19 protein-coding genes and 1 pseudogene are annotated in these 24,776 nt (G+C 53.3%); 12 read left to right on the forward strand and 8 right to left on the reverse strand.

Going from position 1 to position 24,776, the window contains the following annotated elements; translation table 11 throughout:
- Positions 1-217 (reverse strand): annotated as a pseudogene (locus tag HA50_RS28040) (SGNH/GDSL hydrolase family protein); the annotation flags it as partial.
- A 550-nt stretch (positions 218-767) separates the two neighbouring features.
- Between HA50_RS28040 and HA50_RS28045 the strand changes: the two are divergent.
- Positions 768-1,895, forward strand: a complete 1,128-nt coding sequence (locus HA50_RS28045) for an acyltransferase family protein (RefSeq protein ID WP_084880329.1) — start codon at positions 768-770, stop codon at positions 1,893-1,895.
- A 42-nt stretch (positions 1,896-1,937) separates the two neighbouring features.
- Here HA50_RS28045 and HA50_RS28050 read toward each other — a convergent pair whose 3' ends face one another.
- From HA50_RS28050 to HA50_RS28065, 4 genes are all read right to left on the reverse strand, one after another.
- The gene (locus HA50_RS28050) at positions 1,938-2,870 is read right to left on the reverse strand and encodes a sugar kinase (protein WP_084880331.1); all 933 of its coding nucleotides are present in this window, start codon (positions 2,868-2,870) and stop codon (positions 1,938-1,940) included.
- Between the two features lie 48 nt (positions 2,871-2,918).
- Positions 2,919-3,575, reverse strand: a complete 657-nt coding sequence (locus HA50_RS28055; protein ID WP_084880334.1) for an RraA family protein — start codon at positions 3,573-3,575, stop codon at positions 2,919-2,921.
- Positions 3,576-3,604: 29 nt separating this feature from the next.
- Positions 3,605-4,564, reverse strand: a complete 960-nt coding sequence (locus HA50_RS28060) for a C-terminal binding protein (RefSeq protein ID WP_084880337.1) — start codon at positions 4,562-4,564, stop codon at positions 3,605-3,607.
- Between the two features lie 126 nt (positions 4,565-4,690).
- Positions 4,691-6,031: an MFS transporter gene (locus HA50_RS28065; protein WP_084880340.1), complete on the reverse strand. Its 1,341-nt coding sequence runs from the start codon at positions 6,029-6,031 to the stop codon at positions 4,691-4,693.
- Between the two features lie 629 nt (positions 6,032-6,660).
- Here HA50_RS28065 and HA50_RS28070 point away from each other — a divergent pair.
- Positions 6,661-7,899: an L-dopachrome tautomerase-related protein gene (locus HA50_RS28070; RefSeq protein WP_084880342.1), complete on the forward strand. Its 1,239-nt coding sequence runs from the start codon at positions 6,661-6,663 to the stop codon at positions 7,897-7,899.
- Between the two features lie 45 nt (positions 7,900-7,944).
- On the opposite strand, the gene HA50_RS28075 is transcribed toward HA50_RS28070, so the two are convergent.
- Positions 7,945-8,253, reverse strand: a complete 309-nt coding sequence (locus HA50_RS28075) for a DUF1090 family protein (protein WP_084880346.1) — start codon at positions 8,251-8,253, stop codon at positions 7,945-7,947.
- Positions 8,254-8,544: 291 nt separating this feature from the next.
- Here HA50_RS28075 and HA50_RS28080 point away from each other — a divergent pair, with 291 nt between their 5' ends.
- Complete coding sequence (locus tag HA50_RS28080; RefSeq protein ID WP_084880349.1) at positions 8,545-15,255, forward strand: hypothetical protein; 6,711 nt, start codon at positions 8,545-8,547, stop codon at positions 15,253-15,255.
- Between the two features lie 48 nt (positions 15,256-15,303).
- Here the strand turns inward: HA50_RS28080 and HA50_RS28085 are convergent, their stop codons facing one another.
- Positions 15,304-15,852, reverse strand: a complete 549-nt coding sequence (locus tag HA50_RS28085; RefSeq protein ID WP_084880352.1) for a helix-turn-helix domain-containing protein — start codon at positions 15,850-15,852, stop codon at positions 15,304-15,306.
- 102 nt (positions 15,853-15,954) lie between these two features.
- Here HA50_RS28085 and HA50_RS28090 point away from each other — a divergent pair, with 102 nt between their 5' ends.
- Both HA50_RS28090 and HA50_RS28095 read left to right on the forward strand, forming a co-directional pair.
- Complete coding sequence (locus HA50_RS28090; protein WP_084880355.1) at positions 15,955-16,620, forward strand: AzlC family ABC transporter permease; 666 nt, start codon at positions 15,955-15,957, stop codon at positions 16,618-16,620.
- Positions 16,620-16,940 (forward strand): AzlD domain-containing protein, encoded by a 321-nt coding sequence (locus tag HA50_RS28095; RefSeq protein WP_084880357.1) that lies wholly within the window; start codon positions 16,620-16,622, stop codon positions 16,938-16,940. Before HA50_RS28090 ends, HA50_RS28095 begins: the two co-directional genes overlap by 1 nt.
- Here the strand turns inward: HA50_RS28095 and HA50_RS28100 are convergent.
- Positions 16,922-17,464, reverse strand: coding sequence for a GNAT family N-acetyltransferase (locus tag HA50_RS28100; protein ID WP_084880360.1), 543 nt, complete (start codon positions 17,462-17,464; stop codon positions 16,922-16,924). The genes HA50_RS28095 and HA50_RS28100 overlap by 19 nt on opposite strands.
- Before the next feature lie 62 nt (positions 17,465-17,526).
- Here HA50_RS28100 and HA50_RS28105 point away from each other — a divergent pair, with 62 nt between their 5' ends.
- The 7 genes from HA50_RS28105 (at position 17,527) to HA50_RS28135 (ending at position 24,716) form a co-directional block, all read left to right on the forward strand.
- Positions 17,527-17,997, forward strand: a complete 471-nt coding sequence (locus tag HA50_RS28105) for a GNAT family N-acetyltransferase (RefSeq protein WP_084880363.1) — start codon at positions 17,527-17,529, stop codon at positions 17,995-17,997.
- 43 nt (positions 17,998-18,040) lie between these two features.
- A complete protein-coding gene (gene corA, locus HA50_RS28110; protein ID WP_084880365.1) occupies positions 18,041-19,009 on the forward strand; it encodes a magnesium/cobalt transporter CorA in 969 nt (322 codons plus the stop codon).
- Between the two features lie 329 nt (positions 19,010-19,338).
- Entirely contained in the window at positions 19,339-20,757 is a 1,419-nt protein-coding gene (locus HA50_RS28115; protein WP_139811106.1) for an amidase, read from the forward strand.
- Positions 20,758-20,826: 69 nt separating this feature from the next.
- Entirely contained in the window at positions 20,827-21,624 is a 798-nt protein-coding gene (locus tag HA50_RS28120; protein ID WP_084880369.1) for a DeoR/GlpR family DNA-binding transcription regulator, read from the forward strand.
- Complete coding sequence (locus HA50_RS28125) at positions 21,563-22,849, forward strand: Zn-dependent hydrolase (protein ID WP_084880372.1); 1,287 nt, start codon at positions 21,563-21,565, stop codon at positions 22,847-22,849. The genes HA50_RS28120 and HA50_RS28125 overlap by 62 nt, the downstream gene beginning before the upstream one ends.
- Complete coding sequence (locus HA50_RS28130) at positions 22,846-23,781, forward strand: phosphotransferase (RefSeq protein WP_084880375.1); 936 nt, start codon at positions 22,846-22,848, stop codon at positions 23,779-23,781. Before HA50_RS28125 ends, HA50_RS28130 begins: the two co-directional genes overlap by 4 nt.
- Positions 23,778-24,716: a choline/ethanolamine kinase family protein gene (locus tag HA50_RS28135; protein ID WP_084880378.1), complete on the forward strand. Its 939-nt coding sequence runs from the start codon at positions 23,778-23,780 to the stop codon at positions 24,714-24,716. Before HA50_RS28130 ends, HA50_RS28135 begins: the two co-directional genes overlap by 4 nt.
- The last annotated feature ends 60 nt before the right edge of the window (positions 24,717-24,776 follow it).

Consider the following 24,776-nt stretch of genomic DNA (forward strand, 5'->3'; position numbering starts at 1 on the left):
CTTTGATGAATTGGTTAATAAGGCCTATTTCATTATTTTTTATGAAAATAGGATGAACCTTACCGTTTTCCCGAACGGCCATCGCCCCCTGGGTGCTCGAACCACCGTAAGCTTCAATAATGAAATTATTATTGGTAGTACCATTGGCAGATATGGCCGGATTGATTGCTGTGAACGATGAGAACAATATTCCGATGTGAAACAGCTTCGGTTTCATGACGGTTGCGCCTTTAGTTACGGGATGTGAAAACATCTAATATTTCGAGTATATATGCCATATGACGGTAGCTAAAGTGCCATCAGAACACTCCTAAAGAAATTAAAAATAAAGTGAATTCGAGCGTCATTAATGTAAGGTGTTTATTTTGATTAAAATCAAGTGGTTGATATTTTTTAGTTGTTGCATTGTAAGGCGTTTTTGTTTTTCTGTTGATTAAATAATGATTGCATTATCTTTATATTTTCATTGCGAAATATCTATAAATAAATTGATCGTTAATCAATGAACAAGATAACGTCATGCCAGGTAAATCATTCGTTTAATGAGTGGATTGCCATCCGGTCAGGGGCCAAAAAATATCAGGATATCTCGATTTATCGGGTGCGTTTATTTTCCGCAATGTTAACGATGTTACACGATTTTAATTTTATGCAATAGCGATTTTCTTAAACTGTGTAAACGAACTGTCAATGAGAGAGTGAAATGTTAGCATTATTTCGAGTGAGGTCATTTCCCCTTTAAATAATTCATCACTGAAGGTGCGAACGTGAATACACAATCATTTCTCTCTGGCCGAAATATTGGCCTCGACCTGCTGCGCGCAGGATTAATTCTGGAAGGTGTGCTTCTGCATGCATCAAGAAGCCTGCCAGGTGAAAATGGCTGGTATTATGTCGCGCAGCGCGATCCCTCTGAGTTATTTACTGCTTTTCTGAGTATGTTTCATACATTCAGAATGGAAGTGTTTTTCTTTCTTTCGGGAATGTTTGCGGCATTAATTGTATTACGCAAAGGTCAAAAGATTTTCCTTGAGAATCGTCGCAAACGGGTGCTTACGCCACTGATCACGGCCTGGTTGCTGATTCCCCCGTTAATGTATGTGATTGCCGGGCAAATGAAAGGCACACCCTTATCCTTAACGGGTTGGTTACACAGTTATTTATGGATGCATCACCTGTGGTTTCTGGTTTCACTGTCGGTCATGTCGATGGTGATTCCGGGACGTTTTTATCAATTCGCCTCGCGGCAATTGGGCAAATTATCGCTGCCAATGTTGCTAACGACCCTGATCCTGCTGGGTAATGCCTGCTTTTTTCTCAAGTTTTTGGTTAAAGGGCAGGGCGAGTTTATTGAATTGATCCCGGTTACCGCACGTTTTCTGGTTTATTACGCTGCTGGCTATGCGCTGTATGTCAACAGAGAGAAAATTGTGGCATATGCGGATTGCTGGCTGCTCAATAAGTGGCTGATCGCGGCTATCGCGCTGGCTACCTGGCTGGGATTCTATGTGGTTGCGCATCAGCATATTGCCAGCGCTGTGAAGTATCTTCCGGTGCTGATGGGCAGTGTGTTGTCGGTCGTGCTTTCTTACTGGCTGGTGTTCACCTTCGAGCGTTTGCCGCTGAAAGAAAACCGTTTGCTGACGGGGGTGGTGGATTCCGCACTGGTCATCTATCTGTTGCATTATCCGGTGGTGATCACCTTCTCGTGGCTGATGGATGTCTGGCTGCCGGCCAACCTGTCGATCATCTATGTGCTGATTAACTGCGCCATCGGGATTGCGGTGAGTACCCTGTGTTATTGGCTGATAAAACGCTCACGCTTTACCTCGATGTTATTCGGGCTGAAACCGAAGGCGAAGAAAGTCGTGATGCCAGCTGAAGTCAGTTTGTAGCAAAAATGCCAGCCTGCGGGTTTCATGGGCAGGCTGGCACACTTAACGTGCGGCGTGGAGGAAGGTATCAACCTGGCTACGGTCAGGGATCGGTGCCACAGCACCATAGCCAGTGGTGGTTAGTGCGGCGGCAGCGTTGGCATAAAGTAAGGCGTTTTGTGGCGCATCGCCCGCCAGCAACCGGGTGAGAAAAGCGCCGGAGAAGCAGTCACCGGCACCGGTAGCATCGACGGTTGCGACTTTATGGCCCGCCGCGACTACGCGCTCATTGGCGCTGGCGTACATCGCGCCTTCACTACCCATTTTCAGTACTACCTGTTTGACGCCGAGATGCAGATAGAAATCGGCGATGGCATCGGCATCCTGTAATCCGGTCAGCAAACGGGCCTCATCGAGGCTTGGCAGGCAAATATCCACCAGGCGTGCGACTTCGTGGATCACTGCACGCGCTCGTGCCAGCGGCCATAGTTTCAGGCGCAGATTGGTATCAAATGAGGTGAGGGTTTGATGTTTGCGCGCCAGTTCCAGTGCGGCAAAAACGCTGTCACAGGCGCTGTCGCTGATTGCCAGGGTAATCGCCGAAGTATGCAGCAGACGCGCTGCTGCGATGGCAGCTTCCGGTAGATCCTGCGGACGGAGGCGCGAAGCGGCGGAACCTTTCCGGTAGAAGGTAAAATGGTGACCACGTTCATCGTGACTAATAAAGTAGATGCCGGTAGGGGCCTCGGCATGGCGCAGCACCCAGTTGCAACGCACGTTTTCCTGCTGCCACAAAGCGACAAACTGATCACCAAAGACATCGTTGCCGAGCTGCGTAAACATCGCCACTTTCGCTCCCTGACGCGCGGCGCTGACGGCAAAATTTGAGGTGTCACCGCCATAACCGCTCAGATAGCTGACCGGTTGTTGTGCTCCCGGTAACTGGCTGAATTCGTAGAGCGGTTCACCGAAGGAGAGAATATCCAAATCTTTCATGTTGTTGATCCTGTCAGGCGGCCACGGTGCCGTGGCCGCTTATCACGGTTAAATGCGGCCGTATTTGGCCAGCCCTTCACGCAGCGATCCTGACTGGATAATCAGTTTGGCCTGTTCCAGCTCGCGCTGATCGATGGATTTGGACAGTTCCAGGACTGCTGCAACCTGGGCCTGTGGCACACACACCACGCCATCGACATCACCGACAATCAAATCACCTGGGTGAATCGTCACCTCGCCGAGGGTCAGGGCGACATTGGCGTCCAGAGTTTTGAAGCGCCCCAGCGTGGTGCCAGGGGTCACGGTTTTGGCAAACACAGGGAAATCGTAATCACGGCGGATCTCGGTTAAGTCACGCACGCCACCCATCAGCACTGCGCCTTCATGCTTATTCGCCACCGCGCCCGCGGTCATCAGGCCACCCCACACGGCGACGTTCTCCAGTGCCGGGCTGCCGCCAATCACAATCACGGAACCGGCTTCTGACTCATCAATGGCATCCAGCGCATGCTGCGGCGGTAGTTTTTCATCAGTGACATCTTCGAGGATGGTCACCGCCGGGCCGACAATCTTTTTGTCGTTGATACGGTTCTTCACCTCAAACGGCAGGAACATGGTTTTACCCACAATCTGGTCGCAGGCATCCGCAATCGAAGCGGTGGAAAAAATCGCGCGATAACCTTCAATAATCTCGTTGCTATACATCTTCTCTATCCTCTTGGCAGGGCGGGTGCTTAACGATTCACCCAATTCAGGGGTTTGTTGCCTTCAAAGACACGCAGCACTTCCTGCGCGGCTTTGCGTTGCAGTTCAATTACCGATTCCTCAGTGAACCAGGCGGTATGGTCGGTACAAATCACGTTAGGTAAGGTCAGGAGCGGATGGTCGGCACGGATCGGTTCCTGCTCAAACACATCAAGCCCGGCAGCAAACAGCTGACGATGTTGCAGTGCCTGGAACAGGGCGGTTTCATCGATCAGGCCACCGCGAGAGGTGTTCACCAGTACGCTGGTGGGTTTCATCATCGCCAGTTGGTCCGCCCCGATCAGATGACGGGTCTTCTCTGACAACGGGACATGCAGGGAGATAAAGTCGGCTTCACGACACAATGTCTCCAGTGACACGCTCACCACCCCGGCATCTTCAGCGGCCTGCGTATCCAGCAGCGGATCGCACACCAGCAGCGAACGGAAACCGATGCCGCGTGCTTTCGCCGCCAGGCAGCGGGCGATACGGCCAAAGCCCACCACGCCGAGCACTTTGCCACTCATGCGGAACATGGGTTCAGTCTGGCCGATGTTCCACAGGCCCTGATGAACCTGCTGATTGCGTGAGGTAATGCGGCGAGTAGCGGCCAGCAGCAAGGCCAGCGCGTGTTCGGCGACGTCTTCCGATCCGTAATCCGGTACGTTTGCGACGTAAATCCCTTTCTCTTTGGCCGCGACGAGATCGACGTTATCCACCCCGACGCCGTAACGCACCACCGCCTGGCATTTATCGAGAGCGGCGATCATGCCGCTGTCGAGGCGTGCTTCACGCAGCATCACGGCATCGGCATCCCGCAACTGTTCCAGCAGCGCATCCCGCGCGGTGTTGGCAGGGATCACCACAAATTGCGGATGAAAAGCGGCGAGAATGGCTTCTTCTTCACGGTAATGCACATAACCCGGTTCAAGAACCACAATCTTTTTCATGACAACCTTCTTAAACTGACATGTTAGTTTTGTCGAATATTGACGATGAGTATCGGTATCAGCAACATTAATGTCTGATATTGGTGACTCACATCACGTTTTATTGATTAATTCTGAAATGTTAGATTAGTGACCTGGCATCGGTGCGACACTCGGTTCGCGCTGACGTTGCAGCCATTTGATGATCATCATGGTGCAGATCCCCCCCACCAGCATGACGATGCTGAGATAGACCATCGGCGCGGTGGCGCTTTGCATTTGATCGCGTACCAGCGGGATGGTGTTTTGCGCGAAGAAACCACCGAGGTTGGCCAGCGAGTTAATGATGGCGATACCCGCAGCCGCTGAAGCACCGGAGAGGAATTTGGTCAGATTCCAGAAGCAGGGCTGGATAGCGAATACCGATAACACCACGCCGCAAATAAAGGCAAAGCTGATGACCGGCTGGCTGGCGAACCAAACCGAACCAATAAGGCAGGCAGCAGAGGTAAACATCGGCAGCGCGACGTTGATAAACGGGTTATTAGTACGTTCCGGCTTCTGTGTCAGCCAGCGCAGCATAATCATCACCATCGCCCAGGGGATCATATTGACGAATCCGTTGGTCATATCGGAAACCCCGAAGGATTTCACGATGGTCGGCATCCAGTAGCTGATGCCATAAGCGCCGAAGCAGATAAAGCCATACACCAGCGCCAGCGCCAGCACGCGTTTATCGGTCAGCGACTTGAACAGCGTATCGACAGATTTATCCGTTTCCTGACGGCGTTCGTCCTCCAGCCGTTGCGATAGCCACTGCTTTTGCTCGGTTGACAGGAACGTGGCGTGCGCCGGGCTAATCGGGAACCAGAACAGCACCGGAACGATGAGGATAATCGCCAGCAGGCCGGTGATCAGGAACAGCCATTGCCAGCCTTCATAACCCATAATGCCGTGCATGCTGAGCAGCGCACCGTTGAGCGGGGCACCAATCATATTGGCGAACATGCTGGCGGTGACGAGGAAACCGACGATACGCGGACGGTATTTAATCGGGAACCACTGTGTTGAGTAATAAATCAGGCCCGGATAGAAACTGGCTTCCGCCAGCCCGAGCACAAAACGCAGGCTGTAGAACATGGTCAGGCTTTGTGTAAAGGCGAGGGCAATGGTGATGATGCCCCAGGCCGCAAGGCTGAGGGCAAACCAGCGTTTGGCACCGACCTTCGACAGGATCAGGTTGCCTGGAACGCTAAAAACCAGATAACCAATAAAGAACAACGACGCGCCGAGACCAAATGCCGACTCGCTCCAGCCGAGGCTGCTGACCATCTGCAATTTGGCAAAACTGATATTTTGCCGATCGATATAGGCCACTACATACATCGCCACCATCAGTGGCACCAGCATGGTGATGATTCTGCGGATAGTGGTGTGCTCAATGTCGTTCACGACATTGCGCGTTTTACTCTGTGTCAAAGTACTCATGGCTGCTTTCCTGATTCTTATACGATTGAATGACAGCGTGAGAAGCTGCGAAAAGAAAACGTTTGATCCCTAGTGGGGGGGTATGCCGGGCGAGGTTGAGGTAATACCTCGCCAGCTGTTTACGTTAACTTCGCGCTGAATGTCACTGGGTGATAAATCTGACATGTCACAAATCTATCAGGTGGCAGGATTAAAGTTAGGTGTATGTTAGTTCTTTGCTAAATCGATCACAAAAAGTGCAGCAGATCGCGATTTAGTGTGATGGCTGTCACGGGTGGTAGTGGCTTTGAGCACAGATCTTGCAATCAGGGTTAAAATACGCAAAATCATAACTAACATGTTAGATGATAAATTTATTAATATTCATTAAGATAGATATTGACGGGTGCTGAAATTTTGCAACGAAACACACCAGGTAACGTGCTAAAAGAAACCAGAACAGCGGTCAGGATCACATATCATTCCCGCTGATGGTCGCTATAACCGCAGCTGATGACTGCCGTGGATTTTGTGAAGCAACAGGCAAAATTACCAAATGGCCCCTTTACCCGATAACAGAGGATGCTAGATTCTGACATGTCAGAAATCGACACATAACCACAATAAAACCATCCTTCAGGGGTAAAATTATGTTCTATGCATCTCCCTCATACTCACTCAAAAAGCTTTCTGCGCTGATGCTGTTACTCACGGCGAGCGGGGCTGGATTTTCAGCTCTGGCGGCGACACCACCCAAACTGGATGTGGTCGCGGAGTGGAACCGTCTGCCTTATGACCTGAGCGACCCTGCTGCCGCTGCGGCATGGCAAAAAAACGACACCAAAGCGATGTTGCATGGCGTTAAAGTCGATGCGCATGGCAACCTGTATGTCAGCACTGCGCGCTGGGGCGGCCCGGAAGTCCCGGCGACGCTGTCAAAACTGGTGAAAAAGGAGGGGCAATGGATGCTGAAACCTTTCCCCAGCGAAGCGATGAACGATGTACATAATCCGCAGGGTTTAAAGGCGGTGCTGGGATTTGAGATCGACCGTCATAACGTAATGTGGATTCTCGATCAGGGCCACATTGCCGGTGCGCCTAATAAACCCGGTGATGAAAAGCTGGTGGCATGGGATTTAAACAAAAACAAGGAAGTGGCGCGTTACACCTTTACCAACGATCAGGTCGATTTTACCTGTTCATTCCTCAATGACGTGGCGGTAGATAATGACGCTGGCGTGGTTTATATCACCGATTCCGGCATTATGTGCCATCCGCTGAAAGGCGGTTTGCTGGTGTACAACATGAAGACCGGCGTGGCGAAACGGGTACTTTCTGCGCCTGAATGGGTTAATGACCAGCCTGGTTTTACCTTCAGTATTCACGGTGAAAAAGTGCTGAAGGATAAAGACGGAAAAGCCAATCCGATGCTGACCGGTGCCGACGGTATTGCGTTGTCCGGTGATAAGAAAACCCTTTACTGGACCAATCTGACAGGCAATCGTTTGATGAAAGTGCCCACCGCTGTGCTGCGCAACTTCAATAGCAGCGAAGCGCAGATCGAGCAGGCGATCAAAGTGGATACGGTGTTACCGTCGAATACCGACGGCATCACTGCGGATCGCCAGGGCAATCTGTATCTCACTGCGCTGATGCTCAATGGCCTGATGAAGCGTGATGTGAAAACCGGCAAAGTCACCCCGCTGGTGACCAGCGACGCCATCGCCTGGCCGGATACCATCGGCTGGGGACCGCATGGCGACCTTTACTTCGTCAGTAACCACCTCAACAGCTGGGTAGGGGGGGAGATGAATTTTACTAATCCACCGGTACCCAATTTCCGTATTTATAAAGTCCATGTCGGTGGTGAACCGTACACCGCGAAATAATTGTTCAGCGGCGGAGTATCACTCCGCCGTTTAACGCTCCTGAGGTTAGTTATTTCGGGCGTCGTCGAGTGCATCCTCGGCATCGGCCAGTTTCTGACGCAGTTCTTTTACTTCACGTTCCCGGCGGCGAATGTCTTCTGCATTACCATTACGCGAAGCCGAATTACGGCAATGCCTTTTCACTTCGGTGATGGCGCGTTCCAGCCCGGCAATTTCATGCCTGTTGTTATATTCCTGCGCATACCCCATCTGGCGCTGCAGCGCTGCTTCTCTTTGTTCACAGCTTTGGGTTTGCTCTGAAGCATGGCTGGCAACAGTGAATGCCACCAGTGGCAGAGTTAAAAACATTTTCATCGATAGATATTCTCTCCATAGATAGTGGCAGGCGTTTCCTGATATTTCGCCTGCGGTTGAACGTTGCTGGAAAACCTTTTCTGGCTCTCTTCAACCCTAATCTAGCGATATTTTTTTTGCGGGCTTTCGAATTTGGTGGGTTTCTTCTGTTTATTGGCAATCAGATAAAAAACAGGTTTGCCTGTCAGTTGAGCAAAATTCGATAGTTTATGTCTATTCCCGATAATCCCTCTGGACTGTTACCGGTAATCTCCCCCTGATTGATCTTTTTTTTAAACCTCAGGGATTTCCATGATCAGCAGCGTAAACAACACCAGCAATCTTTCACCGATAACGACAACCGACCTGGCCAGCCCACCCACGCCGGCCAGCGAGCAGTACTCTCCCCCATGCGATAAATCCGCCCTGCAGACCCTGAACAGCAGCATCCGTTTTGCCAGTGAGAATACACTCGACTGGTCCGACAACAGTTTTATCAGTGGAACATTTGCATCGTTGTGCACGTATGAAGTGGGGCACTGGCTGCAGGCCGAGACCGGGCTGAGCTACAGGCCACCGGTTCATCAGGAAGAAGGAGGGCTGGTTCCACTGTCGTCACTGCTTTACGGGCAGGAGGAAACTCTGACGGAGAAGGAGTTGAAGACGCTGGCTGACGCGCTGCTGAAGCTGGAGAAAAACTGTCTGCCAATGGAGGAGGAACCTGAGACGGCGGTTCCGGAGATGGAAAAATGGAAAGAGGGTCTGGAGAAGCTGAAGGAGTTCCGCCGCCTGGGGAAAAACCGCGAATACCTGACGGTGGATATGCCGCGTCTGCAGGAGAAAACGGTGGACCTGGCGGAACGGGAATGGATGCCGGATACGCGCCATGCCGGCGCATCGCTGCAGCTGCTGTGCCAGGAACTGTCATCATACAAACCAAAGAACGATGTGCCGACGGGTGATCAGAATGTGGGTATGAAGAATGCAGTGCATTCATTGTGCAAACTGGCGGAGGCGCTGGAAAAGGCGGATACCCTGCTGGCCGGGGTGGTGGAATTCAGGATGACTGGAAACGCCCTGGCGCTGCCTGTCGGGCCAGAAGCAATCCTGCGCGATCTGCAGCGCGCGCGGGAAGAGACCCGTTTTGAGCATCTCTGGAAGGCCGTGGCGGAGACCACAGATAAAGCGTCATGGCCGGAACAGGACCCCCTGCATAAGCGGCTGAATGACACTTTCTCAGCGCTGGAATCCGGGTGCCGTATAACGGAGCAGGCGATAAGCAATGCACGTCCGCTCTATCTGAGGGAAATGCGGACGGAGCAGGTGTGGCTGCAGAAAGAAGCAGAAGCCGTGATGAAGGAATGCCGCGGGAGCGGCCTCCCTCTTGTCCGGGACGCGGCAGCAGCACTGGAGACGATGTGTCACCTGACGGCGCAGGCGATGTCTGTGGCGGGCGAAAGTAAGGAAGAGGTCATCATGGCGCTGCGCAAGTCAGCGGGTGATCTGTGCAACCTGTCAGCCGCCCTGCAGAATGCAGTGACCATTGGGCCAGTGGTACATGGAGGGAAAGCGGGTGGGAAGGAGGCGCGCGTGCTGGCGGAGAAGGCGCTGAATTCCGTCATGAATGATGTCAAAAAGGCACTGGAAAAGCTGAAAAAGCATCAGAAGCCTCTGGCAAAAGTTCAGTTCTCCGGGCTGGAGAAAACAGCCATGCATGACGCACTGAAACAGCTGAAAAGCCGGGTGGGTCTGCTGGCGGGTAACATGAATACGCTGCGTAATGAAATGAAAGACCCGCTGCCGGATGATGTGCTGGAATTCCTGCTGCGGGCGCTGGACCACAGCAGGGCCGCGCGCTGGCTGGGCAAACAGGATGACAAGACGGCGGACGTGCTGTCGGCGCTGGGACACCTGACAGGCAAAGGGGTTCGCAGCGTGCAGAATGTCTACGCCCATTACAAACAGGGGGCAAAACGCAGCGAGTTCAACGTGCTGATGCGGGGAGCCGCACGCGGCCCGCTGGGCATGATGCTGAGGGTTTGCCGCGCTACCGAGAAGCTGGCGTTTGCCGCAATGGAAGCCGCGGAGAAGAAGCCGGATGTGACGCGTCTGCATGCCGACAGAAACAGGAAAATCAGGGAGGATAAGCCTGCGGAGAGGGTCGCGCAGCATCGTAAGGAGAAGATGGTCGCGCTGGAGAAGGCGCAGAAGACAGCAGAAGGCGAGATGGAGAAGCTGGCGCTGGTGCACGGGCGACTGAACAGGGACCTGGACGGGATGCTGTCGGCCTTTGCTGCACCGGAGGAGCATAAGGAGATAGAGAGGCTGCGCAGGCGGTGTGACCGGTCAGTGGACCGCTGCCAGGAAGAGGCGCGGAAGATACGCAGGGCGATGGACCGGCTGGTCAGTCCGGCAGGCAAGGGCGGGAGCCAGCAGCTGTCAGCGGCGTTGCGGGACAAAGAGACCTATGAGGAGGCAAGGCGCGCCATTACGGAAGGGCTGGCCGGGATGCGCACAGCGATGGGCGAGTTTGAGGTGGAGGTGGCGCTGATCACCGGTAAATGTTTTGACCTGTTTTCCTGGGACTCGAAAATTGTCAGGTTCAGTGCTGAAGTCGTGGATATGTGTGGTGCGATGCTGTTGCCGGAGAACCCCACGGCTGAAGACCACGAAGAATCCGAGCGGGTGATGCGCGGGATGGCGCTTGAAATGGGGCGCCTGCTGGTCAAGCCTCAGGACCCGGAGGGGCATGATTTCGCCGGGCGGGTGCTGCAGGAGGTCGGGATGCGTCGTGCAGATACGGCGGTGAAGGCCCAGACGCCGGAGGAGGTGATGAAGTTTGTGCACAGCTGGGAACAGCAGAAGATGGATAAATCCGCCGGTAAAACGGTATCGGCTTTTGTCAGCCGCGCGGGGAAAATGCTGGCGCGGCAGGCACTGCCGGAGCTGTTTGGCGCAGCGGTACATATTGCCAAGATAGCCAAAGCGTTTTACAAGGCGGCAACCACACTGGCCACCTACTTCGAGACGCGCAAGCAACTCAACAACGCGGTGCAGGTGGACGGACACGTGCTGGCCGTGGATAAGGATGCTGTCCGCGACAGGATGGTCAAGTCACTGGTGGAAATCTGGCTCAAACTCATCGTGCCGTCAGGGGTACAGCTGGCTGCTCAGACGGTCGTCACCGGGGTGGCGATAAAGCGTGATGGCTGGTCGGCGGTGAAGGATAAAGCGATAAAGTCGATGAAGGAAGATCTGGTAATAACAACGGTTGCTGAGGGTATAGCGCTGGGGGCAACCCGGATCATCGGTGATGTCGTGAAGCAGACGCCGGATAACGCTCAGGTCACCCACTCTAATCTGAATAAAATGAAAACAAACACGGCGCTGCTGTGGGATACGCGGACGACTACCGTGCACAGCCGTTCCGGTGCGCAGGGTGCAGCACCGGAGCCGGAGGTAAAGAGCCGTGGCAAACGCAGTACACAGCCCGATAAGGAACAGGCAACATCTGATGCCAGTGCCATACAGCCGCCGATAACCGGTGCACCTGAAGCCGCAGAAAACGATACCCTGGTGGGTGCCGCACAGAAGACGTCCGTCGGCAGCACCGACGCCAGCGAATTCACAGTGACCGAGAAAGAATATAACGATACGCAAATCGGTATAGATGCCAGGATGAAGGCCGACTATAGAAAATTTATCGAGAATCATATCCAGAAGATTCTCGATAAACACCCCAAGGGGCGTGGCAAGATCTCCTCACCTTACAGTTACGTTAGCACTATCATCAAGGGGCCGCCCGATGTGGTGGGGCGGGCGCGCATCATTGATATTTACACCGGTAACGTTCCATTTAACGCCGAGGTGTTATGGCACGGTAGTACGGGTGACAAGGATTCAACCGAAACCTACCCGGAATTTCGCAGGGAGCTGTTTGGGCAAAAGGGTTTTAAGTCCGTGAGGAATGATCCTCATGGAGTTATGCCTATCACCGATGAACAAAGAAGACTGGATGTAAGGAACAACCCTCATATTAAACATTCGGCAGCGAAACTGAGAGAAACATGGCCTAATCATTTGCGCGACATGAGGACAAGAGCGCCAGAAATGGCAACGCTTTATCGAAATATCTTTAAGCTGGGCTTTAAAAACGCGCTGACTTCCCCAGAAGCGCAGCTGTCGGAGGGAGAAAAAACGGCGATCAGAGAATTTTTGAACGGCAATAACACCCACGTGACGACGCTGAAATATAATGGCAAACCGGTATTAGACGTCATCGCCCTGGAAGTGCCAGGTGATAATCCGAACGAAAAGAAATTATTACTCATGGATTATGATGGAAAACTGTTGCGGACTTCTGCGGGTACGGTCAATAACGGAAATAGCTTCACGCCAGATGCCGCTCTCCAGACCTATATTGCCCAGCATATGACCCAGGGCACCAGCGAAGATGCTGCGAAAGTGCCAACCCGAACCGTAACGATAGAAAATACCGGCGACAATTACGACACAAAACTGGTCGAAAATTATTTCACCGCACAGAACAACGAATTTTATCGTGTGGTGGCGGATCCAAATAAAGAAGATAAAAGCAGGTTGTTTAAAAAACTTGATAAAATAGCGGATAACCTCACCTTTATAATTGGGATGTCTGGCGCACCAAAAACAACGCCACAGGGAATGTTGGCGTCAGCAGTTGTGACAATGGGTAAAGGAATTATCAAATATACTATTGAGTCGGATGCAACGGAGCGTAAAAATATAACGATTCAGACTGGCATAGATGTGACCTCTGGGCTTATCACGGATGGTCTTGGCGGAAGACTTCTGGGGAAATTAGGTAAGAAAAGTAAATTTGTTAGTGATGGGATGAAGTTCTCTAATGATACGGGTATAACGACACAAAAAGCAGGCGAGAAAATCAATGAAGAAACGACAAAATTAGCCAAAAAACTTGGGGTAGAGGTTAAAAGCAACCAAAGTGATGCCCTGTCAGCGCCTAAGGAAGAGCAGGCATTAGCAACTGAGAATCATCTAAGTGCAACGCCTGAAAATGGCTCGGGAGGATTAACACCTTCAACCCTTTGGCAACAAGTTTTAAGTAATATTAGAAAGGGACTTCTTCATGATAATAAAACCAATACGTTATCTACCGAGACTATAAGATTCCTGGAGAGTGTTGGAGTAGATATTAAAAAACTACTGGATAGGTATGGTTCTGAAGAATCACGTCGGCGCGCTAATGTCAACGGTGTGACAGATTATAGCCGGGTAGAATTTGACTCCAATGGCGTGAACGATATCCTGAATGAAGCTCAGGAGGCTTACAAAAAATTCGAGAAAGCACAGCTTCAGGAACGGATTATAGATAAATTAAAGGAGCTTGAAAGAATCACCGCCAATGGTGGAAAGATTCAAATTCCTTATCAACTACTCAAAGATTTACGTCAGGCAGGAATCGATATTGATTATTATCTTTCCGGCAATGCACTTGATGATGATAATAATCCTGACACGAAGTATGAGGTGAGGTACGAGCATTCCAGGTTGGATCAATGGCGATTAAAAAAGCTGAGGTTTATGGTCAAAGCAGAGCAGCTGGATGAATCGAACATGGAAAGCGCAGTCGATTTATTACGAGAGATAAGAGACGAAGCGGGAGAGAATGAAAAAGTTACTGTGCCAGAAAAAGTGGTAAGAATGCTTAAAACGCCTACATCCAATGCCAGGATTTATATCCTGACAAATGGCGACGAAAAGCCAGCCAAAGAGGCTGCGCAACAGGTAGGGCACTCAAATCCAACCAACCATCGCTATGTTTCGGATTACACACTGGACAAAGGCCATCTTAATTCGCTTATTGAGAAATACAGAGGTCACTCGATCCCTAATCAGCAAGCAGCTCATACATATTTGACAAAACGTATTGATGACATGGCTGCAGAAGATAATGGGGTTGGTGATGATGTTCAGATCTATAGCTTCCCTGCTAACTTTGAAAATGCAGTGAAAAAAGAAGGGCGATTCGATTTAAAAACATACATGGAGGACCATGGGAAATATTCTATGGCTAAAGGCTGTTGGCTGATCAGCAAAAATCAGATGAGTGATTTAGCCAAAGAATTGTATGTAACCTTGCCAGCAGAAGAGAGAGCTAAAATTGATGCCAGAAGTACTGTCGCTCAATTGACGGCCAACCATCAGGCGCTAGAGAGGAAATGGACGAATGTCGGACAGGAGCTGGATGCTTTGATCGCCTCCGGAGGGGAAGGCAATTTAACACCAGAAACGATTAACTTCCTGAGAGCGCAGGGGGTTGATATCAATGGTTCGTTGAAGAGAAATGGAACAACATTATCAGTAACCCCAGCTGAAGATGGCAATATCAGTTATGAAGAGATTAAGGTTGGGTCGCGAGGTGCATCAGCCATTAAAGAAGATATTGAGCAGTTTAAGCGGCGACAGAAAATTCCCGCAACGCTTAAGCAGATTCACTCCCTGATGGAAAGACTGGATAAACACAAACGCCTTCAGCTGCCTGAGAGTGTAAGAAAAATTTTGCAGGCTAGTCCTGCTATTGACACCAACGATCTTTATATGGAAGAAATTAAAACAAGAACGGTAAGTAGAGCCGAACTGAACTGGATGTATTGGGCGTTGAAAGCGGAAGCGGAGCTGCCTGCGAACAGTACCCCTGAACAAACGGCTGCATTTATGCAGGAACTGGAAAATGCTATGGGGACAGGTGACACCATTGCATTACCCCCTCATTTAATTAACCGCCTGAATGCTCATGGAGTTGAGGTAGATGATTTTGTTAAAGAGCATGGCAATACGACTCTGGCCGAGGAATATGCGGAAAAAAGAGGCACACCAGACAACCTGGATTCAAGGGATATTGAGATTTCAAAAGAACGTATCACAGAACTTAGAGGAAAATTACCTGTCTCGCAGGCACCGCTTGCTCCGTCCACTGATGAGCAACCGGAAAATGACACACCTGTTACTGCGGGGACATGAATCAGCAATGGAAAGCGATGAATTATCGTCACCTTTACTTCTCAGAAATCAATTCTGCTCCGACAGCTGCACCGCCATGGTATTGGGCTCCAGCGCTTCAAACAGGTGCGGCTCGTCAGCGGGATAGCAAATGTAGTCGCCGGGGCCGAGCAGCACCGGTGCATCGCTCGGGCCGACCAGGGCGCGTCCCTGGGCGATGATCACGTGTTCCACCGAGCCGGGCGGATGCGGCTTTGACGCCCGCGCTGCGCCGGGTTGGCTGGTGATCAGATAAAGATCGCGACGCCCACCTGGCGGGCAACTCGCCAGCAGTGCTGCCTGATAATCCGCCAGTTCGGCAGAGATCACCATTCCTTCACCTTTACGAATCACCTGTAACCGCTTCACTTCCGGCTCCATCAGGCGCGCGAAGGGAATATTCAGCGCCACACATAATGACCACAGCGTCTCAATACTGGGATTGCCATTGCCTGCTTCCAGCTGCGACAGGGTCGATTTCGCCACACCGGCGCGACGAGCGACCTCAGTCAATGAAAGACCGGCACGCTGGCGTTCACGCACCAGTCCGGCGGCAATAATATCAATCGGCGGGGTCACAGCTACTCCTGTTCGATATAAAGAACAAATTGTTCATCTTGTAAAACAATGTTGAGGCGTTCATTATAACGACTTTCCTGTTCGATATGAGATCAAATTATTATGCGTCTGGGAGCAGTACCTCTGGATAAAGGGGTGATAAAAGCGATTTTTCTCGTTTGTCTGGCCGATGGAATCGTCGGCCTTTCTTATGGCTCGCTGGCGGCAGCGGATGGTTTTCCCCTCTGGGTGCCGATCGCGCTGTCCACTCTGGTGCTGGCGGGGGCATCTGAATTTCTCTTTATTGGTATTGTCGCCGGTGGCGGCAGTCCGTTCACGGCGGCCGCCGCCGGATTGCTGGTCAATGCGCGTCATTTGCCGTTTGGCATCGCGGTGAAAGATTTGGTCGGGCAGGGTGGTCGCGCGCTGTTTGGCTGCCATATCATGAATGATGAAAGCGTGGTGTTTGGCATTTCGCAACCGAAGCTGGCACAGCGCCGTGCTGCTTACTGGATTTGCGGTCTGGGTATTTTCGCCATCTGGCCACTGAGCGTGATCAGCGGTGCGGTGATTGGTCGCTTTATCCCGGATGTATCGGCGATTGGTCTGGACGCCGTGTTTCCCGCCATTCTGATTGCGCTGATTTTCCCGGCGCTGCGCCAGCGCCGCACGCGCTTCCCGGCTTCGCTCGGAGCATTGCTTTCGGTACTGGCTACGCCATTTGTTCCAGCCGGGATGCCGGTGCTGTTTTCTTTATTAGGTTTGCTGAGCTGGCGGGAGCGTAAATAATGGAAAATGGCTTAATCATTGCGGGTATCGCGCTGCTGGCGAGTGGAACTTATCTGATCCGTTTTGCCGGATTCCGTCTCGGCAGCCGCATGCAGATGTCCGAACGCGCGCGCAGCATGTTGTCCGATGCCGCCACCGTGTTGCTGCTGGCAGTGGCTGTCACCACCGCGCTGTTTGAAGGTACTCACTTCGCGGGTGTTGCCCGTATCGCAGGTGTGCTGTTTGCCGTCTTCCTTGCCTGGCGCAGAGCACCGCTGATTGTGGTGATCATCGGGGCGGCGTTAATGACGGCAATCCTGCGTTACCTTGGCGTCCCCTGATCGCGCCAGGTTTGCGCACGCAATTGATACACCAGGCTGGCGGGAGCGCCGGGAATGTCCTCAACCCGGTCATAACAGCGCAACCCCGCCTTTTCCAGTACCTGCTGGGATGCCAGATGATCTTCGCGTACCGCCGCATCAACCACTGGCAGCTGGCAATGATCAAAGGCATAGGCAATCACCGTGCGGGCAAATTCAGTGGCATACCCTTTGCCCCATGCCTCTTTTGCCAGCCGGTAGCCAAGATTATTCACCGGCTTGCCGACAAACTCCCGCACCGTTAATCCGCCAAAACCTACGACTTCTTGAGATCGCTCGCGTAGACAAATCGCCCAATTGCCAAACGGATACGATTGCCAGTGCGCCAGCCAGCGTGTTAACACTTCTTCGGTAAAGGTGAGGTCAGGAAAAGGGCCGGTGGGATTAAACATGTTGGTGCCGGGATCGCCATAAATGGCGAATAAGGTTTGCAGGTCCTGCATTTCCACCGGGCGCAGAAAAAGTCGTGCCGAGAACAGTTGCATATCACTCACCTTAATTATCTTCCTGATCGCGTTTTTCGATTATAAGCACAGCAGGAGAAACCATGACACCTCGTTTAGCTCGTCCTGATGAAGCTGCCGCGCTGTGGCGTATTCGTAACCTCGCGATTCGCCACGGTTGTCAGGCCGTCTATCCCGCCGATGTGATTGCCGCCTGGACCCCCGACCCGTTACCAGAAGGGTATTTTGACGCGATACGCGGTAATCCTTTCTTTGTGGTTGATGACCCTCTGCATGGCGTTGCCGCCACCGGTTTTCTCGATCTGGCGAACGGCAGCGTTGAAGCCATTTTCACGCTGCCATCCTGCCACGGCAAAGGCTACGCCAGCGCTATTATGCAGGCGATTGTGCGGGAGGCGCGTCAGCGCGGTTTTCGCCAACTGACGCTGGCGGCGACACCCAACGCCTGCGGATTTTATCTGCGTCACGGTTTTAGCGTGGTGAAAGAAAGCCTGTATCACTCGGCGCTGGCCGGTGCGGCTTTACCCTGTGTTGAGATGAAATATGACCTTTAAGACTATGATTACAGGACATCAACAAAAGAAGGATCTGGATAAGATGGTGATTAACTGCGTGGTCTATCGCCACGGCAAGCGTGAAGAGAATGTCAACATTGCCGATATCAGTGAGGTGCTGAAAGAAGACAACACCTTTGTCTGGCTGGGATTGTATCAGCCGGATGCCGCCTTTATGCAGACGCTGCAACAGGAGTTCAGCCTGCATGAGCTGGCGATTGAAGATGCGTTGGTGGCGCATCAGCGCCCGAAAATTGAGCAATATGGCGAGTCGGTGTTTGTGGTGGTCAAAACCGCGCATCTTGACGATCAGCAACGCATCTCCTTTGGTGAAACGCACTTCTTCCTGGGTAAAAACTTTCTGATCACCGTGCGCCACGGTTCCACCGATGGCTATGGCGGTATCCGCGCGCGTGCGGAAAAAAATCAGGCGATGATGAGCGAAGGGCCAGGCTATGCCATGTATTGCATTCTCGACTGTATCGTTGATAACTACGCCAAAATTACCGCCAGCCTGAGTAAGCGCATCAGCGAAATGGAAGACCAGATGTTCACCACCCGTTTTCATCGCGATACGCTGGAAGAGGTTTATCATCTGCGACGCGAGTTGCTGTCGCTGCGCAATGCGGCGATGCCAGTCACCGAAATTTGCCCGCAGCTGGTGCGCTTCCACGAAAATCTGATCCCAAAAAATCTGCGCGCTTACCTGCGTGATGTGCAGGACCATGCGCACCATGTGATGATCGATGCTGAAGATATGCGCGAAATGCTCACCAGCGCCATGCAGGTCAATCTGGCGCTGGTCTCGGTACAGCAAAGTGAGGTGAACAAGAAGCTGGCCGGATGGGGTGCGGTGCTGATTGTACCCACCATCATTTTTAGTATGTACGGCATGAACTTCGCCGATATGCCGGAGCTGCATACCCACTTTGGTTATCCGATAGCGCTGCTGGTGACCTTTATGATCTGTGGTTTTATGTGGTGGCGACTGAAACGTTCTGGCTGGCTGTAATCGGGCAAGGCGATTTTTTAGTCAAACGATTTTGTTATCACTGTGCGCGGAAAGGGGGCAATTTGTGGGTTGTCGCACATTCCGCGCGTTCATCGTTCCAGCAGCGCGAAAACTGCTGACCCCACCAGCAACGGTGATTCCGGTAGTTAAATATTCAACCTTATGTCATTTTTCTGACATTTTATACTCTCTCCCGTCATCACGCTTTCCTATCACTGCCTTTGGATAAATACAACATATCCCACATTAACAACATAAACCGGTCTTGCATCTCTCCACAGCTATGCCACTATCAGCTCAACAGTGGGTCGGATGGATAGAGCGTGAACATGCAGGTTATGCCGGATTTATTAAGCGCGGCGGCACGGATTCGTCAGGGTGAGTGCAGCAGTGTGGCATTGGTGGAGTTTTGTTTGCAGCAGATAAAAACCCACAATCCCACATTTAATGCCTTCGGTGATGTCTATTACCAGCAGGCATTGGCTGAAGCAGAAATCTGCGACCGTGAACGCCAGCAGGGAAAATTGCGCGGTCCGCTGCATGGTGTGCCATTCGGTATTAAAGATCTGTTTTCTACTGCCGGATTGCGGACCTGCAAAGGCTCTCTCACCGCGGTGGATAATGTTCCGGATAGCGATGCGCCGATTATTGCGCGCTTAAAAGCAGCGGGTGCGATCATTATCGGTAAAACCGCCACCACCGAATTTGGCTGGACCGGCTCCAGTTATTCTCGCGTGTATGGTCATGGTCGTAACCCGTGGGATCCGTCTCTGACCAGCGGCGGCTCCAGCTCCGGATCAGCGATCAGTGTGGCGGCGCGTATGGTGCCTGCGGCACTGGGGTCGGATGGCGGTGGCTCGGTACGGATTCCCGGTGCGTTTTGCGGCATCTTTGCCCTCAAGGCATCGCTGGGGCGTATTCCCACCTGGCCGTGGTCCGCGACGGAGATGCTCAGCCATGCCGGGCCGATGACGCGCACAGTGCGTGACAGTGCGCTGCTGTTTGATCTGCTCTCCGGCCCGGATGCGCGCGATCATCAGGCGTTACCGGCGAAAACCGAAAGCTGGCTGGAACGTTGTGATGCGCCGCTGCCACCGCTGCGCGTGCACTACAGCCCGACCCTGTTTAATACGCCCGTCGATGCCCGCATTGCCGCCTGTGTTGAGCAGGCCGTTGAGCAGATGGCACATGCGCTGCCGATCACGCTGACCGCTAAACCGCTCAGCTGGCAAAGCCCGTTCGACACTTTCGATACCTTGTGGAGCGGAGGCCGCGGTATCGCTTATGGCGCGGCACTCCGGCAGCAACTTGACCAGCTGGATCCTGGTTTTGCCGCCCTGATTGAACGGGCGCAACGCATCGATCTGGCCGATTACCTGAACGCGCAAAAACAGCGGGCCTTTTTTGCCAGCCAGGTCCATGCGCTGTTTGACGAGGTGGATTTACTGATTACGCCCACGTTGCCGATTCTGCCCTTTGCTGCCGATCGTCATGTCCCGCAAGGGCAACCAGAGGGAGACAGCGGTGTGGAGTGGGCGCGCTGGACGCCGTTTACCTGGCCTTTCAATCTGAGCGGCAATCCGGCGGCGACGGTGCCGTGCGGCTTTACCCCGGAAGGTTTACCGGTGGGATTACAGGTGATCGGACGCCGTTATGCCGAAGGGGATGTATTGCAGTTCTGCGCGGCACTGGAAGCGTTGATGCTGTGGGATCAGCATGTGCCCAACCTGTCGCCGCGCGATTTATAACGTCATGCCGGGGCAGGGCCGTCAATCCGGGTATACTGCGGTTTTCCCCGCAGAAACAGAAGGGTAAGTATGATCAATCAGCCGCGACTCGATGAGATCAAACGGGTACTGAGTCACGATAAACGTGTGCGCGTCACCGAACTGGCGCAGAAGTTTGTGGTATCGGAAGAGACCATCCGACGCGATTTGAAGTATCTGGAGGAGCAGGGGGTGCTGCGTCGGGTGCACGGCGGTGCAATTTTGCCCGTACCCAGCGAAGAGCAGCCGCTGCAAATTCGCAGCCGCATTAAACCGCGCGCCAAAGTGCGCATGGGACAGCTGGCGAGTGAACTGGTTGAGGAAGGGATGGCGCTGTTCCTTGATACCGGCACTTCGACGCTGGCGCTGGCGCAGCAGCTGACGCGTTTTGCGCGACTGAAGATTATTACTAATTCACTGGATATTGCCACGCTGCTGACGCAGCAGAGCGAGAATGCTGTGACGCTAACACCAGGGCGCGTCCGGCGAAACGATAACGCACTGATTGGCCCCCATACGCTGGATTTTGCCCGGCAGTTTCACTACGACATCGCTTTTATGGGCATTGGCGCGGTGGATCGGGACAACGGCTTTATGGACTACGAGGAGCCGGAGGCGTTATTACGACGCGTGCTGAGCACGCACTGCCGCCAGAGTGTGATTCTGGCGGATGAAGGCAAATTTGGACTGCGTACCTTTGTGAATACGCTGCCGTTCAGCGCGGTCGACACCTTAGTGACCAATGCGCCGCCACCGGCAGCTTTTGTAGCGAGTCTGGAGAACGCACATGTCAACATCCTCCATCCCGGTACTGCCGCGGATGACCTCACGCGACTATCAGGTATTTGATGCGCTGTTTGCCACCAGCAGCCGCATCGGTGCCACGGCAGCGGGCGGTTTGCATCGTCTGACGGCCAGCGCCGAAGATCAACAGGTGCGCGATGCTTTTTGCACCTGGCTGACCCAGCAGGGTTTTGACGTCAAGATTGATGAAATCGGTAATATTTTTGGTCTGATGACGCTGCGTCCGGGGGCACCGTGGCTGCTGTGCGGATCGCATCTCGACAGCCAGCCGCTCGGTGGCCGTTTCGATGGTGCTTACGGCGTCACCGGTGCCGCCGCCACGCTTGCCGCGCTGGCGCGGCAGTTGCGGGACCATCCCGTTGATGCGCAATGCAACCTGGCGGTGGTCAACTGGACCAATGAGGAAGGCGCGCGTTTTCAGCCGAGCCTGATTGGCAGCTCGGTCTTCACCAAAGCGGTCACGCTGGATGAGGCGCTGGCCTGTACCGATGCCGATGGCATTACGCTGGCTAGCGCGCTGGCAGAAATTGGCTATCGCGGTGAAACATTACCAGCCTTGCCGTTGCGCGCTTACCTTGAACTGCATGTGGAGCAGGGGCCGCACCTTGAGCTTCAGGGCAAACAAATTGGCGTGGTGACAGAAACCTGGGCGGCACTGAAATGGCAGGTGACGTTTCGCGGTGAGCAAAACCACACCGGACCGGCGTTGATGAACCGGCGTCGTGATGCGTTGCTGGCGGCGGCACAGACCATCGTTGCGGTGCGTGCTGAGGCCGATCGTCACGGGGAAATTCTTCACACCTCAGTGGGGCGTCTCGAAACTACCCCCAATTCTCCCAACGTGGTGACCTCGGAAGCCACGGTGTACATCGAATTTCGCTCTGCTGATGAGGCTTTGTTGCATCAATTACGCGACAGCTTCAGCCAGCAGATGCAATCGATTGCTCAGGCTACTGCTACCGATGTCAGCCTCGATCGGGCGCAATTCCGTGCGCGGCAACAGCTGGATGCCGGGCTGGCACAACGCGCGCTACAGCAGGCTAATCGCCTTGGCCTGAGCGCCATGCCGCTGCGTAGCGTCGCCGGGCATGATGCCATCAGCCTCAGTTATCACTGTCCCAGCTCGCTGCTGTTTGTCCCGAGTGCGGGTGGGTTGTCCCATAACGAGCGTGAATTTACCGCCACTGAGGATCTGCATCGTGGCTTGGATCTGCTGATGGCGCTTTTGAGTGATCTCATCCTGCAACCCGTTCCGGAGGAAACCGCATGATGACGCGCTTAGAACAGGTTCTGGAAGCGTGGCAACCCGGCCAGCGTTTTGTTGTTGAACCGGGCTGCGCCGGGGTGGCATCACCACATCGGCTGGCGACGGAGTGGGCAGGCTTCCGGCTGGAGAGCGCCGGGCAGCGCTTTTACGCCAAAGTGTTATACGACGATCAACGCACGCTGCTGGATGTCCGCCGCAGTGCCGAAATCAGTCGTCAGGCCGGTGAGTTGGGCATTGCCCCTGCGCTGTGCCATGCCGATGAACAGGCTGGGGTGCTGATCTTCGCCGCGCTGGATGATGATTTTCGCTGGGCCAAACTGGCCAGCTTCAGCGACCCGGCGCAGTTCGACGCACTGACCCGCACCCTGGACCGATTGCACGATGCCGCGTTACCGCTGCCACAGCCTACGCGTCAGCAGGACATGCTGCGACTGCGCCAGCAAATCGGACAGGCGAACATTGCCTTGCCGGAAGAGATGGTATGGCTCGGTGAATGCGTGGATCTGGCCTGGCAGGCACTGCTGGCTGCGCCATTTACGCCGGTGCTGATTCACGGCGACCCGCTTGCCAGTAACTGGATGGTCAACAGTCAGGGTGAGTGGCGTTTGCTGGATTTTGATTACGCCGCGCAGGGGGATGCCTGGCACGATATCGCCACCTTAATTCATGAACAATTACCCACTGACGATCGCTGGCGCGATGCGATCCGCGCCTGGCGCGGAGAATGCAGCGAGGCCGATGTGGCACGCTGCCGCCTGTACGCGCTGGTGGATGATTACCACTGGGTGTTATGGGGCATGCTAAACGGTCACATCAGCGCGCGCGGGCTGGAGTTCGCCAAGCTCGGCCAGTGGATGTTGCTGCGCTGTCGTCAGAGCGCGCGCGATCCCCGATTCGAACGTTGGTTAACCCTGACAGCGGAGCAATCACGATGAGTAAACAACCCGGACAAGCCGTAAGCTGGCAGGAGCAACGTCTGGAGCAGGCGATTGCTGCGATGCCTGGCTGGCAAAACAAAACCATTCACTATCGCCCGGTGAGCGGGGGGATTTCCAACGCGAACTGGCATGTGGCGGTTGCAGGTGCGCCCAGTGCCTACTTCGTCAAAATTCCCGGTGAAGGCACTGAGCGGTTTATCAATCGAGACACCGCACACGAGGCCAGCGTCAAGGCGGCACAAACCGGTTATGGCGTGCCGGTGGTGGCTTATCTGCGCGAGTTAGGGGTGGAGATTTTTGAGTTTATCGATGGCTGGCGCGCTTCATCTAACCTCGATTTTCAGCAACCGGCCATTCGCCACCGCGCGTTGCATGCGCTGAAAAGCTTTAATGACCAACCGCGACTGACCGAGAACAAAACGGTGTTCGATATGCTGAATGAACATATTGAACAGGTGCAGGGACTCAAGGCTCCCTTTTCGGCGGATGCGGTCTGGCTGCATAAGCAGGTGCAACGGGCGCAGCAGGCGCTGGAAGCGGCGGGGCTGGATAGCGTGCCCTGCATGAATGACACGCTGGCGGGGAATTTTATGCTGAATGCCAGTGATGAAATCCGCCTGGTTGATTTCGAGTATGCCTCGAATAATGACCGTTGTTATGAACTGGCGTTATGGTTTGGCGAAATGTTTTTCACACCACAAATTGAACTTGAATTGCTGGAGGATTATTTCGGTAAGGTGGATAACGCGATATTTGCCCGCGTGCAAATCCACAAATATCTGGCGGATATGAAGTGGTCCACCTGGGCGATTATTCAGCATCAGGTGGCGGATATTGATTTTGATTTCTCGAAGTATGGTCGCTGGAAAGAATTGCGCGCCCGCAGTGTATTAAATCATCCCGACTGGGAAAACTGGTTGCGCGCATTGTAAGTTTTATCGAATTACACCACAGGGGAAAGGCTGTCTGACAGCAGGTAAAGGAGTGCGAAC

It is taken from the genome of Pantoea cypripedii (genome assembly GCF_002095535.1).
GTDB classification, from domain to species: domain Bacteria; phylum Pseudomonadota; class Gammaproteobacteria; order Enterobacterales; family Enterobacteriaceae; genus Pantoea; species Pantoea cypripedii.